Origin of the sequence: Sanguibacter hominis ATCC BAA-789 (genome assembly GCF_012396185.1) — a bacterium.
GTDB lineage: Bacteria > Actinomycetota > Actinomycetes > Actinomycetales > Cellulomonadaceae > Flavimobilis > Flavimobilis hominis.
Genome location: NZ_JAAXOW010000002.1, coordinates 86,390 through 100,415 on the forward strand (window position 1 = coordinate 86,390; position 14,026 = coordinate 100,415).

Below are 14,026 nucleotides of genomic sequence, written 5' to 3' on the forward strand. Positions count from 1 at the left end.
ACCCAAGTACCCGAGGAGAACCGTGCCCGCCACCCAGCGCGCCACCGAGCTTGCCATCGTCGCCGCCCGCGCGGCCAGCGACCTGAAGGCCGAGGAGATCATCGCCCTCGACGTCAGCGAGCAGCTCGTCCTGACCGACGTCTTCCTGATCGCGTCCGCGAGCAACGAGCGTCAGGTCGTCGCGATCGTCGACGCCGTCGAGGAGGCCATGCACAAGGCCGGCGCCAAGGCGCTGCGCCGCGAGGGCAAGTCGGAGGCACGGTGGGTGCTCATCGACTTCGGCGACGTCGTCGTGCACGTCCAGCACTCCGAGGACCGCGTCTACTACGCGCTCGAGCGCCTCTGGAAGGACTGCCCCGTCGTCGAGCTGCCCGCCGACGTGCACGGCACGCCTGCCGACGCTGACCTGGCCGACGGCGAGGCTGGCGGCCAGGAGTGACCGCCGGGACGCTCGTGCTCGTGCGCCACGGGCGCACCGAGTACAACGCGGCGCAGCGCCTGCAGGGGCAGGTCGACATCCCGCTCGACGACGTCGGCCGCTGGCAGGCCGAGGTCGGTGCGCAGGCGCTACTCGCGCGTTTCTCGCCGACGGCGATCGTGTCGTCGGACCTGCAGCGCGCCGCGGCGACCGCGCAGTACCTGGGCGACGCCGTCGGCCTCGAGGTCGCCTACGACGCCCGCCTGCGCGAGCGCAGCTTTGGGGCGTGGGAAGGTCTCACAGCCGACGAGATGGTCACGGGCTGGCCCGACGAGTACGCGGGGTGGAAGAGCGGAAGCGAGCCGACCACGATCGGTGCCGAGCGTCGCACGGACGTGGGCGAGCGGTTCGCTGCTGCGGTCGCCGAGCACGGGGAGGCGCTCGGGCCGAAGGACGTGCTGGCGGTCGTCTCGCACGGTGCTGCGATCTCGATCGCGATCACCGCGCTGCTCGGGATCGACCCTGACGGCTGGAAGGGTATCCAGGGCATGCACAACGCCCACTGGTCCGTGCTGCGCGCCTCCGGAGCCGGTGCCACACCGGCGTGGCGGCTCACCGCACACAACGTCGGGCCCGACTATCCGGTCGAGCACTGGGTCGCCGGACCCGATTTCGCGATCGAGCGAGGATCGGTCTAAGATTACGGAGTCCCGCTGAGGCGGGGCCGGAACTGCGGCGTCCTCCCGAGGAAGCCGCTGGTCCCGGGGCTGTGGCGCAGCTGGTAGCGCACCTGCATGGCATGCAGGGGGTCAGGGGTTCGAGTCCCCTCAGCTCCACAATTCGAGGTCCGACCCCAGCGGGGTCGGGCCTCGTTTGTCGTTCACACCCGGCGGCGACGCCGCAGGCGGGGGACAGGGACGTCGGGCCCGGGACGTGCCGGCCCCGACTGGCTAGCGTCATGCCATGGGAGCAGTGGAACTCGCACCGACAGGCACCAGGGCGGCACGCCTGGTCCGGGTCGCTGTCCTGCGCACCCTCCTCGCAGCCGCGATCGTCGCCGGGCTGCTGTCGATGCACGGCCCGAGCGCGCTCGCGCCTCCCGCGGCCGCAGCACCAGACGGTTCGGTGGCGACCGCGATCACGCACCACGCCCAGCAGAGCCTCGACGCGGCCGTCAGCAGCGGCGCCATCCTGGGCGATCACGGCGACCCGTGCGGCGGGTGCGGAGCGGCCGGTCATGTGACCGTTGCGATGGCTTGCGCGCTCGGGCTGCTGCTCGCGCTCGTCGTTCTCGTCGTTCCTCGCGCTCCGACCAGATGGCTGCCTCTGGCCGCACGTGTCGCCCGGCGCACAGGCCCGACGTCGCACGTGCTCCCGCGACCGCCGTCGCTCCACGTCCTCTGCGTCAGCCGGACCTGACGCCGCCAGGGGTGCCCGTGCCTCGCCACCCGCGTCCCGCGAGCCGCAAGCTCGACGTACCCCCGTCGCCCCTCGACACCTCGGCGCTCGGTGCCCACTCCCGAGCCGCCACACCCATCACATCTGGAGCTCACCATGCCTGACCTCGCCACGCCCTACCCCGCCACGCCTCGGCGGCGGATCCTCGCGACTGCTGCACTCCTCGCCTCCGGTCTCGCCCTCGCGGGCTGCGCCTCGCCCGACCCTTCGCCAGCGCCGTCGTCCACCTCGTCTCCCGCGACCAGCATCTTGTCCGAGCACGGCCTCGACGGGCTCGACGCCCGCACCGTCGTCGACCGGCTCGACACCATGGCCGTCGCCGACCGTCCCGCTGACCTCATGGCGTCGGTGCGACCGGACGTCCTGATCCTCACCGACGACCAGGACCGCGAGACTCGCCTGCCGATGCCCGACGACCAGGTGTACGTCTCGGTCGCGCCGTACCGCAACGACACCCACGACTGCTACTTCCACAGCCTCACGACGTGCCGCGGCGAGATGGCCAACGAGGACGTCCAGGTCGTGCTCACGAGCGCGGACGGCACCGTCGTCCTCGACGAGACGCGCACGACCTACGACAACGGGTTCATGGGCTTCTGGGTGCCTCGGGACTTCTCGGGCGAGCTCGTCGTGAGCCAGGACGGCGTCAGCGGGTCTGCGAAGATCTCCACGACGAGCGTGGAGGACCCGACCTGCGTCACGACCATGCAGCTCACCTGATCTCAGGATGGTCCTGCGCCGGGAGCGCGTCCTGCGGGGACGCGCTCCACGGCGCTGGGCGCACGCAGCGCCCTCGGGATCTCCGCGACCACGTCGACCCTGGCGAGCAGGGCGTCGACCGCCGACGCGGGTGCTGTGCTGTCGACGTCGACCGTGTAACGGATCCCTTCCGACAGCCACGTCTCCTCGGAGAGGCGGCCGACAGCCCTGACCTGCACCCCCTCGACGGGGACGTCGAGCGCGGCTGCTTCCCGGTAGACGTCGTTGAGGACGCACCCTGCCGGGGCGAGCACCCAGAGATGCCCACCCGTGAACTGAGCCTCGACCGTGACGCCTTCGCTCGTCCAGCGGTGCGGGAAGCGCACGGCTGCCTCGGACGGGCTGCGCAGCGTCCCGGCGCCCACGACGACCTCGAAATCGAGCATGGGGACATCGTGCGGCCGACCGGATCTTCGGCACAATGGCCACGTGACGACCGAGGCTCCGACACCGACCGACTACCTCCGCGCCAACGCCTGGGTCGAGTCCGACCACCCTGACGTGGTCAGGCTCGGCACCGAGCTGCGTGCCGCGCACCCGGACGACGTCGACTTCGCGCGCGCGTCGTTCGAGTGGGTGCGTGACGAGGTCGCGCACTCGTACGACGTGAAGGACCCGCGGGTCACGCTGTCCGCCACCGACGTCCTGCACGAGCGGGTAGGGCTCTGCTACGCGAAGTCGGTCCTGTACGCCGCCGTGCTGCGCAGCCAGGGCGTCCCGGCCGCTCTCGGCTACCAGCGCCTCAGGTCGTCGAGCGGCGGGTTCGTGCTCCATGGGCTCGTGTCCGTGCACCTCGACGGCGCATGGCACCGTCAGGACCCGCGAGGGAACAAGCCGGGCGTCGACGCGCAGTTCTCGATCGGTACCGAGAGCCTCGTCTACCGCGTCGACGAGAGCGTGGGGGAGCGGGACTACCGGACGCTCTACGACGAGCCCGCGCCCGAGGTCGTCGCGGCGCTCAGCAGCGCCTCCGACGTGCTCGTGTGCCAGCTCCCCGCTGAGCTTGCGCAACCGTAGGGCGACGCAACCGGGCGGAAGGCCCCGGATCGTCGATATCGTCGGACGCATGGCGAGCCGACGAGCACCCGTCCCCTTCGAGCTCTACGCCGAGGGTGTCTACCTCCACGGGACCAGAGCAGACCTCGCGCCCGGCGAGCTGCTCGGACCGGGCCGTGCGTCGAACTTCGAGGACGGGCTCGAGATGCGGCACGTGTACTTCACCGCGACCCTCGACGCCGCGACATGGGGAGCAGAGCTCGCGCGCGGTGACGGCAGAGGGCGGATCTACGTCGTCGAACCGACAGGGGAGTTCGAGGACGACCCGAACGTCACCGACAAGCGGTTCCCCGGCAACCCGACTCGCTCCTACCGCAGCACCGCCCCCGTCCGAGTGGTCGGGGAGATCGACGACTGGCAGGGTCACCCGCCCGAGCAGGTCGAGACGATGCTCGCGAACCTTCGACGCCTGCGCGAGGCCGGCGCGGCACAGATCATCGACTGAGGAAGCGAGCGTGTCCCGCGCCGTCGACCTCGCCTACCCTTTCACCGGGCGGTGGCTCGTGCAGAACAGTCCCGCCGATCGCGTGCCCAGCCACGGCACGATGCTCTTCGCGTCGTCGTGGGCGATCGACTTCGTGCCTGTCGGCGCACGTGATAGCACGGCACCGTTCACCCTCCGGTCGGCCGTGCTGCCCGAGCCGCCTGACGTGTTCCCCGGGTTCGGACGTGAGGTGCTGGCTCCGCTCGACGGGGCGGTCGTCGCAGCCGAGCGCGACGAGCGAGACCACCCCGCGTACCGCGGGCTGCGGTCGATCGGGTATGCCCTGACGCAGCGACGTCGGGTGCGCCGAGGCTGGCGCGCGCTCGCGGGGAACCACGTGCTCGTCGCAGGCGAGGGCGTCGTCGTCGCGCTGTGCCACCTCGCGCACGGCAGCCTGCACGTGCAGGTGGGGCAGCAGGTGAGGGCAGGCGACGTGCTCGCGAGGTGCGGGAGCACGGGAAACTCCACCGAGCCGCACCTCCACGTGCAGGCAGTCGACCGGGTCGACGTCGCCCGTGCCTCCGCCGTGCCGCTCACCTTCCGAGGGGCGGTCCCCCGCAACGGCGAGATCGTCGACGCAGGCTGACGCCCTGGACCGCGCCCGTGGGGACCGTCAGCCCGGACGGTCCCCAGGAGCGGCCCTAGCTCCCCAGGATCGGGAAGCAGACGTCCGTGACCCACGCGCTCGGGTCGGGATCCTGCGACGGGCTCACGCGGTAGATGTTGAACATCGGTCCCGTCCGGAGCTGGTGCTCGGCGAGATACGCACCGATGGCGCCGGTGACGACCGGCATCCGCGAGTAGTCGCCGACGAGCGTGGCCGTGACGATCTTCTGGGCGGGCTGGTGGCGGCAGGAGAGCGGCGCCACGGGTGCGAACGGCCCTGTGACCTGCATCCAGACCTCGACGTCGACGTCCGTCTCGCGGTACTCCGGGTCGTGGAACGTGGCGCCCGAGATCCCGTCCGGCGCGAGCTCTGCGCCTGACCGTGCCGCGAGCGGCACGAGGTCCTGCCAGAGCAGGCCCTCGTCGCCGTAGCCGGGCAGCGTCCTGCGGAGGCTGGCGAACGTCATCTCGGGAAGGTGCGCGACGGTCACGTCGATCGTGCTCATGATGGTCTGTCCTCTCAGTGCGGTGCTGACACGATCCAGGGCGGCGAGCTTGCCGCGGAGGTCCTCACGCTGCTGCGAGAGGACGACCCGCTGCGCGCTGAGCGCAGCGTCGATCCTGGAAGGATCGGTCGACCCGAGAAGCTGAGCGATCGTCGCGACCGGGAAGCCCGCGTCGCGCAGCTGAACTGCCAGCTGAGCGGTGGCGAGCTGTTCCGGTCGGTAGAACCGACGACCCGAGAGAGGGTCGATCCAGTCCGGGGCGATCACCCCGTGCTCCTGGTAGTGGCGCAGCATCCGCACGCTGATCCTCGACAACGTTGAGAACGTGCCGATCCGCAGCAACCTGTCGTGATCCATGCCCTCACTGCACACCCTGACACCATGGCAGAAGCAAGCCCGGCGGTGCACCGCGCACGCGACACCGCCGCCTGGTGCACCAGACTGGTGCTGGACCGACCACCACCGAGGACGGAGACCCAGCATGAGCACACCGGAGACCGTGGACGACGGCGCGCCGACGGGCGCGCGCGACGTCGTCGTCCTGCAGCGCCTCGAGAACGGCGCGATCGCCGCCATGATCGTCGTCGCGCTCGTCGCGCTCGACCTGCCCGCATGGTGGCTCGCCGCGTCGTTCCTGCTCTTCGACCTCTCGATGGTCGGATACGCGCGCAGCCCGCGCCTCGGCGCAGTCACCTACAACGTCGTGCACAACTACACGGGCCCCGCTGCCGCACTCGCCGGCTACTTCCTCGCCGGGGACGCGCGACCCGACTGGCTCGTCGTTCTCGCCGCCTGCTGGGCGTTCCACGTCTCCGTCGACCGGGCGCTCGGGTTCGGGCTCAAGCTCCACGGGTTCGGGCACACGCACCTCGGCAGCCTCCAGGCAGCGCAGAAGGCCCAGCCGCAGCAGTCCGGCAGCCGCGCCACGGACGACATGCTCGACGACTGACCCGAGCGCTCGCGGGCCGTCGCTAGGCTGCACGTGAAGCAGCAGCCGAGCATCCGGAGGACGACATGACCCTGCCTCCGCTCGCGATCACGCGCCGCACGCTCCAGAGACGTGCGCCGTGGTGGGCAGCGGTCGTCGGGGGAGTCGCGCTCGTGGTCGTGGGGACGCTGCTCGTCACCCGGCCGCTCGCCGCGCTCGCCGTCCTGGGGTGGTACCTCGGCCTGAGCTGTGTGCTGTCCGGCGTCGCGGAGCTGTCCGTCCGCCGCGGCGACGGATCCTCCGGACGTCGCACGGCGCGGGCGACCGCGGCAGGCTGGGTCGTGCTCGGAGTCGTCATTGTCGTGTGGGCGGGGCGCTCTGTCGCGGTGCTCGTGCCGCTCGTCGCAGCCGCGCTCGTCCTCTCCGGAGTCCTCGCGCTCGTACGTCTCGTGCGCGAGCGCAGCACCGAGCGCTGGTGGCGGGCAGCCGTCGGCGTCGCGGAGGTCGTCTTCGGTCTGCTCGCGCTGCTGTGGCCGGACGCGACGCTCGTCGTCGTCGCGATCCTCTTCGGCGGACGCACCGCCCTCGTCGGGCTCTCCCTCGCGGCGGGCGGCATCGCCGCCCGCGTGCGGGGCCGGGCACCAGATCCGTCCGCGCGGGCGCGCAGGCCCGTGACCGCCGCGCGCTGGGTTGGCGCGTGCCTCGTCCTCGCCCTCGCCGCCGGGACGGCGCTCATCAGCCACGCGTTCCGTGACGGCATACCTGTCGTCGACGCCTTCTACGACGCGCCCGACACGCTCCCCACGACCCCGGGCACGCTCGTGCGGTGGGACTCGTACGACGGCGACGTCATCGCCGGGATGACCGCTTCCCGTCTGCTCTACGTCACCACGGACGCGTCGGGCACCCCGGTCCTCGCGAGCGCCGTCCTCGCGCTGCCCAACGGGGTGACCGGGGCGCCGCTCGTCACGTGGGCGCACGGGACGGTCGGCGTCGCGCGCTCGTGCGCGCCCTCGCTCGGCCGTGACGCCGTCGCCACGACGACGCTGCCCGCCTCGGACGCGTTCGTCCGCAACGGGTGGGCGGTCGTCGCGACCGACTACCCGGGCATGGGGACCGATGGCCCGTTCCCGTACCTCATCGGCGAGGGGCAGGGCCGCGCGGTGCTCGACGCCGCCCGGGCCGCCCGCCAGGTCCCCGGTGCAGGCCTGGGCGACCGCACGGTCGTCTGGGGTCATTCCCAGGGCGGCCACGCCGCGCTGTGGGCGGGCCAGCTCGCCGACACGTACGCCCCCGACCTCGCCGTCGCCGGGACCGCCGCACTGTCGCCCGCGAGCGACCCGCTCGCGCTCGCCGAAGGTGTGCTCGCCCATCCCGGCAGCCCGGGAGCGAGCCTCGCGATGTCCTTCGTCGTCGACGCGTACACCCGCTACTACCCTGAGCTCGAGGTCGACGACGTCGTCGCGCCGTCCGCCCGGACCATCGTCCGTGAGGCCGCGAGCAGGTGCACGGAGCAGGGCGGCACGCTCGTGACGATCCTCGCAGGCCTCGCGATCGGCAAGGACCAGCCGATCGTCGACACCGGCGCCCTCGACGGGCCCTTCGGTGCACGCCTCGCCGAGAACGTCCCCGCAGGCCCGTGGCCAGCGCCGCTCCTCGTCGTCCACGGGGACGCGGACACTGTCGTGCCCGCACGGCTCAGCGACGACCTCGCTGCGCGCCTGTGCACAGCAGGGCAACCGATCGAGCTGGTGCGCCTCCCCGGAGGCGGGCACCTCGACGTCCTGGAGGACGGGTCGCAGCTCAGCGAACGGCTCGAGAGCTGGACCCGCGAGAGGTTTGCGGGGGAGGACGGCACCGACACGTGCGGCGGCTCCTGACGGCTATGCCTTGACGGCTCACCCGGGCTAAACCGCCCGTCCCCTCCAGCAGCGATCCGTCTAGTCTGTCGGAATTGCGGCATCTGGTCCGGGGGGACATCGATGACATCCGAGACGGCAAGGGTGACGGGGACCGCGACGGTCGACACGGCCGCGCAGGTGGGGCCCGCACTCGCGCGCAGCGGGCGAGGGCGTACCGTCCGCAAGGACATCGAAGGCCTGCGCGCGCTCGCGGTCACCCTCGTCGTCGTCTACCACCTCTGGCCCGACGTCCTGACCGGCGGGTTCATCGGCGTCGACGTGTTCCTCGTCGTCTCGGGGTTCCTCATCACGTCCCACCTGCTGCAGCACCCGCCCCGGACGCCGCGCGACCTCGCGGAGTTCTGGGGGCGACGCATCCGCCGCCTCTTGCCGGCGTCCTTCCTCGTGCTCGCTGTGACGCTGCTCGCCACGTGGTGGGTGGCGCCGCCGTCCCAGTGGGCCGAGACGACGCGCCAGATCATCGCGTCGACGTTCTACCTCGAGAACTGGGCGCTCGCGAAGCGTGCGGTGGACTACCTCGCCGCCGACTCGACGCCCACGCCTGTCCAGCACTTCTGGTCGCTCGGCGTCGAGGAGCAGTTCTACCTCGGCTGGCCCGTGCTCGTCCTCGTCCTGGCGGTGCTCGCGCGGCTGGTCGCCCGCCGCACAGGCAGCACGGAGCAGGTGCGGCTCTGGGTCACGGGCGGGCTCGCCGGCGTCGTCGCCCTGTCGTTCTCCGCATCCGTGCTCGTCACCGCGACGGACCCTGCTCAGGCCTACTTCGCGACGCACGTCCGCGTGTGGGAGCTCGGCGCCGGGGCGCTGCTGGCAGGTGCGGCACCCGTCGTCGCGCGGGCGCTCGAGGGCTGGCGGGTCGCTCGTGCGGTCCTCGCGTGGGCTGGTCTCGCCGCCATCGTCGCCACCGCACTCGTGCTCGACGCATCGGCTCCGTTCCCGGGGGCCGTCGCGCTCGCGCCCGTGCTCGGCACGGTCGCCGTCATCGCGGCATCGAGCGAGGGACGCGGCTCGCCCGAACGTCTGCTGACCCCCGGCCCGGTCCAGTACGTCGGTTCTGTCTCGTACGCGATCTACCTGTGGCACTGGCCGCTCATCGTCCTGGTCCCGCTCGCGCTGGGCCGCGACCGGACGCTTCTCGACGCCGTCGCGATCGGCGCGCTGACCGTCGCGCTCGCGGCAGCGACGAAGGTAGGGGTCGAGGACCCGCTGCGCGGACGCCACCCGCTCGGCGTCCCGTTGCGGCGGACATACGTCTTCATGGCGCTCGGCATGATCGTGCTCGTCACGCTCGCCCTGGTCGTGCGCGCCGACCTTCGCCGCGTCGTCAGGGACGCGGAGCTGAGCCTGGCCGCAGCGGCTGCACTGCCCGGGCCGTGCTTCGGCGCCGCGGCCCTCGTCACGGCGGGATGCGACCCGCACGGCCCCGAGATCGTGCACGCCCCGGTCGTCGCGATGAACGACATGCCCGACCCGTACGACGACGACTGCTGGGTGCTCGGAACCCTCACCGACCAGAAGGTCTGCACCTACGGGTCGACGGCGCCCGACGCCCGAGACATCGCGCTCGTCGGCAACTCGCACGGCGGCCACTGGCTGCCCGCGCTGCAGGTGATCGCCGAGGAGCAGAACCTCCGGATCCACACCTACCTCGCGTCACGGTGCTACACCGTGACGGAGCCGCTCGACTTCGGGGACCCGCGCACGCAGGCGTGCCAACGCTGGAACGAGCGCGTGCTCTCCGAGACGTCCGACGGCCGGTACGACCTCGTCGTGGTCTCGAACCTGTTCGGGATGCCGCTCGCAGGCGTGCCCGCGGGCGAGCAGGAGTCTGCCGCGCGCACGGCCTACGGCCGCTCGCTCGACCGGTGGGTCGGCGGCGGCGTGCCCACGATCGTGCTCCGGGACACGCCGCACACCGGCCTGCCGAGCGTGCCCGACTGCGTCGCCGCGCACGCGAGCGATCTTGCGGCGTGCGACGGCGGACGCGACCGCGAGCAGGTCGACCCGCTCGCCGACGCCGCCGAGGCGCACCCGAGCCCGCTCGTGCGGGTGCTCGACCTCACGGACCGGTTCTGCCGCGACGAGACGTGCTACTCGACGGTCGGTGGGCTGATCGTCTACTTCGACGGCGGGCACATGTCCGCGTCGTACGCGCGGACGCTCGCGCCCGCGCTCGCCCCCGAGGTGCGATCAGCGCTCGGGCGGTGACGCCCGCACGGCGCTGGGCCAGGCGACCGGTCTTCTCAGATGTGTGCCGCCGGTGGTTCCTGCCCGTCCGCGGCGTCGTCGTGGTGCCGGATCGACGAGACCTTCGCCTTGAGCGCCTCGCCCGCCTCAGCGGCCGTGTCGGCCACCTTGTCCTTCACCGCCGCGCCCGCTGCACCTGCGACGTCGCCGAGCTTGTCCTTCGCGGTCGCGACCGCGCTCTGCACGCGCTCGTCCTGCATGAAGTGGTCGGCCTTGATCTTGATCTGCTCGTAGCGGGCACGGCCCGCCTTCGTCCCGAGGACGTATCCCACGCCCGCGCCGAGCAGAAATGCTGCCTTGGAACCCATCGTCGTCCTTCCGTCGGCCTGTGGTCTGTCCTTCCCATCCTGCGGGCACCCGCGCGCGCCTGCACGTCGGGCCGCGGCGGCCGGCTGCGCATAGGGTGCGGGTCACAGCCCGCCCGGCTCGCGCGCCGCGAACCGCGGGGTGATCATCGTTTCCAGACCGCTGACCTGGGAGGACGCTCATGACGCAGAAGTACGCAGCGGTACGGCTGACGGAGGCTCTCGGGGGAGGTGCGCTGCGCGACGCCGCGCTCGCCCGGCTCGAGGGCGTGCAGACGGTCGACGACGCGCTCGCGGCAGCCCCCGACCTCCCGTCGGGCCTGCGCCCGGGCGGTCCCGGGACGGCCGCACTCTGGGAGGTCCTCGCCACGGTCGCGGCGCGCGACCTCGCGGTCGCCCGCGCGATCGAGCCGCACCTGGACGCGCTCGCGATCCTCGAGCAGGCGCAGGTCGACGACGCCGCGCTGACGACCGTCGTCGGGCCCGTCGAGGCGCGGACGTGGGGTGTGTTCGCCGCCGAGGGCCCGGGGGTCCGCGTCGACGCAACCGACGGCGTCGGCGGTACCGTCCGGCTCGACGGCACCAAGCCGTGGTGCTCGCTCGCGAGCAGCCTCACGGCTGCGCTCGTCACCGCGCACCTGCCCGACGGCGAGCGTGCGCTGTTCGCGATCGACCTGCGCCACCCTGGTGTCCGTCAGGGTGACGAGCCGTGGGCTGCACGCGGGCTCACGGAGATCCCGAGCGCGTCCCTGCACCTCCACGACGTCCCAGCCGTCCCGGTCGGTGGGCCCGGCTGGTACCTCCGTCGCCCCGGCTTCGCGTGGGGCGGCGCAGGCGTCGCGGCTTGCTGGTACGGCGGCGCCGTCGGCCTCGCCCGGACCCTCGTCGCGTCCGTCGCCGCACGTCCCGAGGCGGAGCTCCTCCTCATGCACCTCGGGGACGTGGACGAGCACCTCGTCGCCGCGCGCGCCGCTCTCACGGAGGTGGCCGGCGAGGTCGCCGAGGGGCGCCCGACGAAGCTCGGTGCCGCGCGCGTCCGCGCCACCGTCGCGCGCACGGTCGAGAGGGTCCTGCGTGCGTCGGCGCACGCGCTCGGTCCCGCGCCGCTCGCCCTCGACGCCGAGCACGTCAAGCGGGTCGCCGACCTCGAGCTGTACGTGCGCCAGCACCACGCGGAGCGCGACCTCGTGTCGCTAGGCCGCAAGGTGCTCGCGCAGCGTGAGAACGCGCAGGGGGAGCCGTGGTGACGTTCGACGCACGCGACCCAGGGACCGACCCGCGCGCGTGGGACGCTCTCGTCGCACGGCTCCCCTCGACGCACACCGGCGACGCGACCCACGTCGTCGTCGTCGCGCCCCACCCCGACGACGAGAGCCTCGGCGCGGGCGGCCTGCTCGCCTCGCTCGCACGACGGTCCGTGCGGGTCGACGTCGTCGTCGTCACGGACGGTGCCGCGTCCCACCCCGGGGCCCCGGGCGACCTGGCGGACGTGCGCGCCCAGGAGGTGCGCGACGCGGTCGCGCTGCTGTGCCCGCGCGCGACCCTCACGCTCCTCGGCATGCCCGACGGCGGCACGTCCGACCGCCGCAGCGACGTCACGCGCAGGCTCCACGACATCGTCGGTGACGGCGCGCGCACGCTCCTCGTCGCGCCGTGGCGCGGCGACGGCCACCGCGACCACCGCGTCGTCGGCGAGGTGTGCGCCGAGGTCGCCGAGCGCACGGGCGCGCGCCTGTGGGAGTACCCCGTGTGGATGTGGCACTGGGCGACACCCGACAGCCCGAGCCTGCCGACCGCAGCGATGCGCGCCTATCCGCTGCGTGACCGCGAGGTCGTGCTCAAGGCGCGCGCCATCCGGACGCACGCGAGCCAGGTCTTCGACGCGGACGGGCCGCCCGTGCTGCACGGGCGCTTCCTCACGGCGTTCGACCGTGACGTCGAGGTGTTCATCGAGACGCCGAGGCGCACGCCCGCCGCAGGCGACCGCCCCGAGCCAGAGGACAGCACGATGCCCTCGGGGTACTTCGAGGAGCTGCACGGCCGCAAGGCCGACCCGTGGGGGTTCGCGACCCGCTGGTACGAGGAGCGCAAGCGCGCTGTCACCCTCAGCGCCCTGCCTGAGCGCGACCTCGGCCGGGTCCTCGAGATCGGGTGCTCGGTCGGGGTCCTCACCGAGCAGCTCGCTGCGCGCGCGACGGCGGTCGTCGCGACCGACGTGTCGGCGACAGCGCTCGAGCGCTGCCGTGCGCGCCTCGAGGACGCGGGTCTCGCCGACCGCCTCGCGCTCGTCGACACGAGCGACGGCGCCCTGCCTGATGGTCCGTTCGACACGGTCGTGCTGTCCGAGGTCGGGTACTACCTCGGGCACGCGGAGCTCGTCGACCTCGTCTCGAGCCTGCCCGCCCTGCTCGCCGACGGGGGCACGGTCCTCGCGTGCCACTGGCGCCACCCCGTGCAGGACTACCCCCTGAGCGGGGACGACGTGCAGGATGTCGTCGACCGGCACCTCGGTCTGCCCGAGCTCGTCCGGCACGTCGAAGAGGACTTCACGCTCACCGTCCACGCCCGTGACTCACGATCGGTCGCGCGGCGAGAGGGGCTCGTATGACCAGCCGACCCGCGATCCGCACGGTGTGCGTCGTCGTGCCGGCGCACGACGAGGAGGCGCTCGTCGGCCGGTGCCTCGCAGGCCTCGCCGCCGCAGCGGGCCGCGCGGCCACCGCGGGGATCGACGTGCGCGTCACGGTCGTGCTTGACGACTGCCACGACCGCACCGCGGACGTCGTCGCGGCCGCCGACCTGCCCGTCCCGCTCGACGTCGTCGAGACCGACGCCCGCTCGGTGGGCGTCGCCCGCGCGCTCGGCACGTCCGCAGCCCTCGCGGGCGTCGACGCGCCGCTCGACGCCGTCTGGCTCGCCCACACCGACGCCGACTCGTGCGTCCCGCCCGGCTGGGTCCTCGACCAGGTGGCGCTCGCGGACAGGGGAGCGGATGTCGTCGTCGGCACCGTCCGCCCCGACCCGGCCGACCTCTCCGAGCGGCAGCTCCTCGCCTGGGCGCGCACGCGCGTCCCAGGTCGCCCGAACGGGCACGTGCACGGCGCGAACCTCGGTGTGCGTGCGAGCGCCTACCTCGCGGCCGGGGGATTCGCGCCCGAGCCGCTCCACGAGGACGTGCACCTCGCCGAGCGGCTTCGCACCGCGCCGGGCGTCGTGGTCGTGGCGTCCGACGTCGTCGACGTGCTCACGTCAGGCCGCACGGTCGGCAGAGCACCCGGTGGGTATGCCCGGTACCTGCGCGAGGACCTCGCGCCCGCGTGACGGACGCGGACCGGGCAGA

Annotated in this window: 16 protein-coding genes and 1 tRNA gene; 14 read left to right on the plus strand and 3 right to left on the minus strand. The window is 72.9% G+C overall.

All coding sequences use genetic code 11. The annotated features are described in order from the left end of the window. The first annotated feature begins 22 nt into the window (after positions 1-22). The 5 genes from rsfS (at position 23) to HF995_RS06930 (ending at position 2,596) form a co-directional block, all read left to right on the plus strand. On the plus strand, positions 23-439 hold the full coding sequence (rsfS, locus tag HF995_RS06910) for a ribosome silencing factor (RefSeq protein ID WP_168447098.1): 417 nt from the start codon (positions 23-25) through the stop codon (positions 437-439). Then, a complete protein-coding gene (locus HF995_RS06915; RefSeq protein ID WP_168447099.1) occupies positions 436-1,116 on the plus strand; it encodes a histidine phosphatase family protein in 681 nt (226 codons plus the stop codon). The genes rsfS and HF995_RS06915 overlap by 4 nt, the downstream gene beginning before the upstream one ends. A gap of 65 nt (positions 1,117-1,181) precedes the next feature. After that, positions 1,182-1,254: transfer RNA gene (locus HF995_RS06920), tRNA-Ala, on the plus strand. Positions 1,255-1,381: 127 nt separating this feature from the next. Further along, positions 1,382-1,837, plus strand: coding sequence for a DUF6153 family protein (locus tag HF995_RS06925; protein WP_168447100.1), 456 nt, complete (start codon positions 1,382-1,384; stop codon positions 1,835-1,837). A gap of 135 nt (positions 1,838-1,972) precedes the next feature. After that, on the plus strand, positions 1,973-2,596 hold the full coding sequence (locus HF995_RS06930; RefSeq protein WP_168447101.1) for a CueP family metal-binding protein: 624 nt from the start codon (positions 1,973-1,975) through the stop codon (positions 2,594-2,596). A gap of 2 nt (positions 2,597-2,598) precedes the next feature. Here HF995_RS06930 and HF995_RS06935 read toward each other — a convergent pair whose 3' ends face one another. After that, the gene (locus HF995_RS06935) at positions 2,599-3,021 is read right to left on the minus strand and encodes an OsmC family protein (protein WP_168447102.1); all 423 of its coding nucleotides are present in this window, start codon (positions 3,019-3,021) and stop codon (positions 2,599-2,601) included. A gap of 43 nt (positions 3,022-3,064) precedes the next feature. Between HF995_RS06935 and HF995_RS06940 the strand changes: the two genes are divergently transcribed. Genes HF995_RS06940 through HF995_RS06950 form a run of 3 tightly spaced genes read left to right on the plus strand, consistent with a single transcriptional unit; the run spans position 3,065 to position 4,761 of the window. Then, positions 3,065-3,652 (plus strand): transglutaminase-like domain-containing protein, encoded by a 588-nt coding sequence (locus HF995_RS06940; protein WP_350308770.1) that lies wholly within the window; start codon positions 3,065-3,067, stop codon positions 3,650-3,652. Positions 3,653-3,701: 49 nt separating this feature from the next. Beyond that, positions 3,702-4,136, plus strand: a complete 435-nt coding sequence (gene arr, locus HF995_RS06945) for an NAD(+)--rifampin ADP-ribosyltransferase (protein WP_168447104.1) — start codon at positions 3,702-3,704, stop codon at positions 4,134-4,136. A 10-nt stretch (positions 4,137-4,146) separates the two neighbouring features. Beyond that, the gene (locus HF995_RS06950) at positions 4,147-4,761 is read left to right on the plus strand and encodes a M23 family metallopeptidase (protein ID WP_350308771.1); all 615 of its coding nucleotides are present in this window, start codon (positions 4,147-4,149) and stop codon (positions 4,759-4,761) included. A 55-nt stretch (positions 4,762-4,816) separates the two neighbouring features. Here the strand turns inward: HF995_RS06950 and HF995_RS06955 are convergent, their stop codons facing one another. Beyond that, the gene (locus HF995_RS06955; RefSeq protein ID WP_168447105.1) at positions 4,817-5,644 is read right to left on the minus strand and encodes a MerR family transcriptional regulator; all 828 of its coding nucleotides are present in this window, start codon (positions 5,642-5,644) and stop codon (positions 4,817-4,819) included. A 124-nt stretch (positions 5,645-5,768) separates the two neighbouring features. Between HF995_RS06955 and HF995_RS06960 the strand changes: the two genes are divergently transcribed. From HF995_RS06960 to HF995_RS06970, 3 genes are all read left to right on the plus strand, one after another. Then, the gene (locus HF995_RS06960) at positions 5,769-6,236 is read left to right on the plus strand and encodes a DUF4260 domain-containing protein (RefSeq protein ID WP_168447106.1); all 468 of its coding nucleotides are present in this window, start codon (positions 5,769-5,771) and stop codon (positions 6,234-6,236) included. 65 nt (positions 6,237-6,301) lie between these two features. Beyond that, positions 6,302-8,095: an alpha/beta fold hydrolase gene (locus tag HF995_RS06965; RefSeq protein ID WP_168447107.1), complete on the plus strand. Its 1,794-nt coding sequence runs from the start codon at positions 6,302-6,304 to the stop codon at positions 8,093-8,095. 123 nt (positions 8,096-8,218) lie between these two features. After that, entirely contained in the window at positions 8,219-10,342 is a 2,124-nt protein-coding gene (locus HF995_RS06970) for an acyltransferase family protein (protein WP_168447108.1), read from the plus strand. Positions 10,343-10,377: 35 nt separating this feature from the next. On the opposite strand, the gene HF995_RS13615 is transcribed toward HF995_RS06970, so the two are convergent. Then, positions 10,378-10,689, minus strand: coding sequence for a YtxH domain-containing protein (locus HF995_RS13615; protein WP_210727260.1), 312 nt, complete (start codon positions 10,687-10,689; stop codon positions 10,378-10,380). Between the two features lie 179 nt (positions 10,690-10,868). Here HF995_RS13615 and HF995_RS06980 point away from each other — a divergent pair, with 179 nt between their 5' ends. From HF995_RS06980 to HF995_RS06990, 3 genes are read left to right on the plus strand one after another with little or no spacing between them, the layout of a single operon-like run. Further along, complete coding sequence (locus HF995_RS06980) at positions 10,869-11,933, plus strand: acyl-CoA dehydrogenase family protein (RefSeq protein WP_168447109.1); 1,065 nt, start codon at positions 10,869-10,871, stop codon at positions 11,931-11,933. Further along, positions 11,930-13,294, plus strand: a complete 1,365-nt coding sequence (locus tag HF995_RS06985; protein WP_168447110.1) for a PIG-L family deacetylase — start codon at positions 11,930-11,932, stop codon at positions 13,292-13,294. The genes HF995_RS06980 and HF995_RS06985 overlap by 4 nt, the downstream gene beginning before the upstream one ends. Next, on the plus strand, positions 13,291-14,007 hold the full coding sequence (locus HF995_RS06990; RefSeq protein WP_168447111.1) for a glycosyltransferase family 2 protein: 717 nt from the start codon (positions 13,291-13,293) through the stop codon (positions 14,005-14,007). Before HF995_RS06985 ends, HF995_RS06990 begins: the two co-directional genes overlap by 4 nt. Positions 14,008-14,026 lie beyond the last annotated feature (19 nt).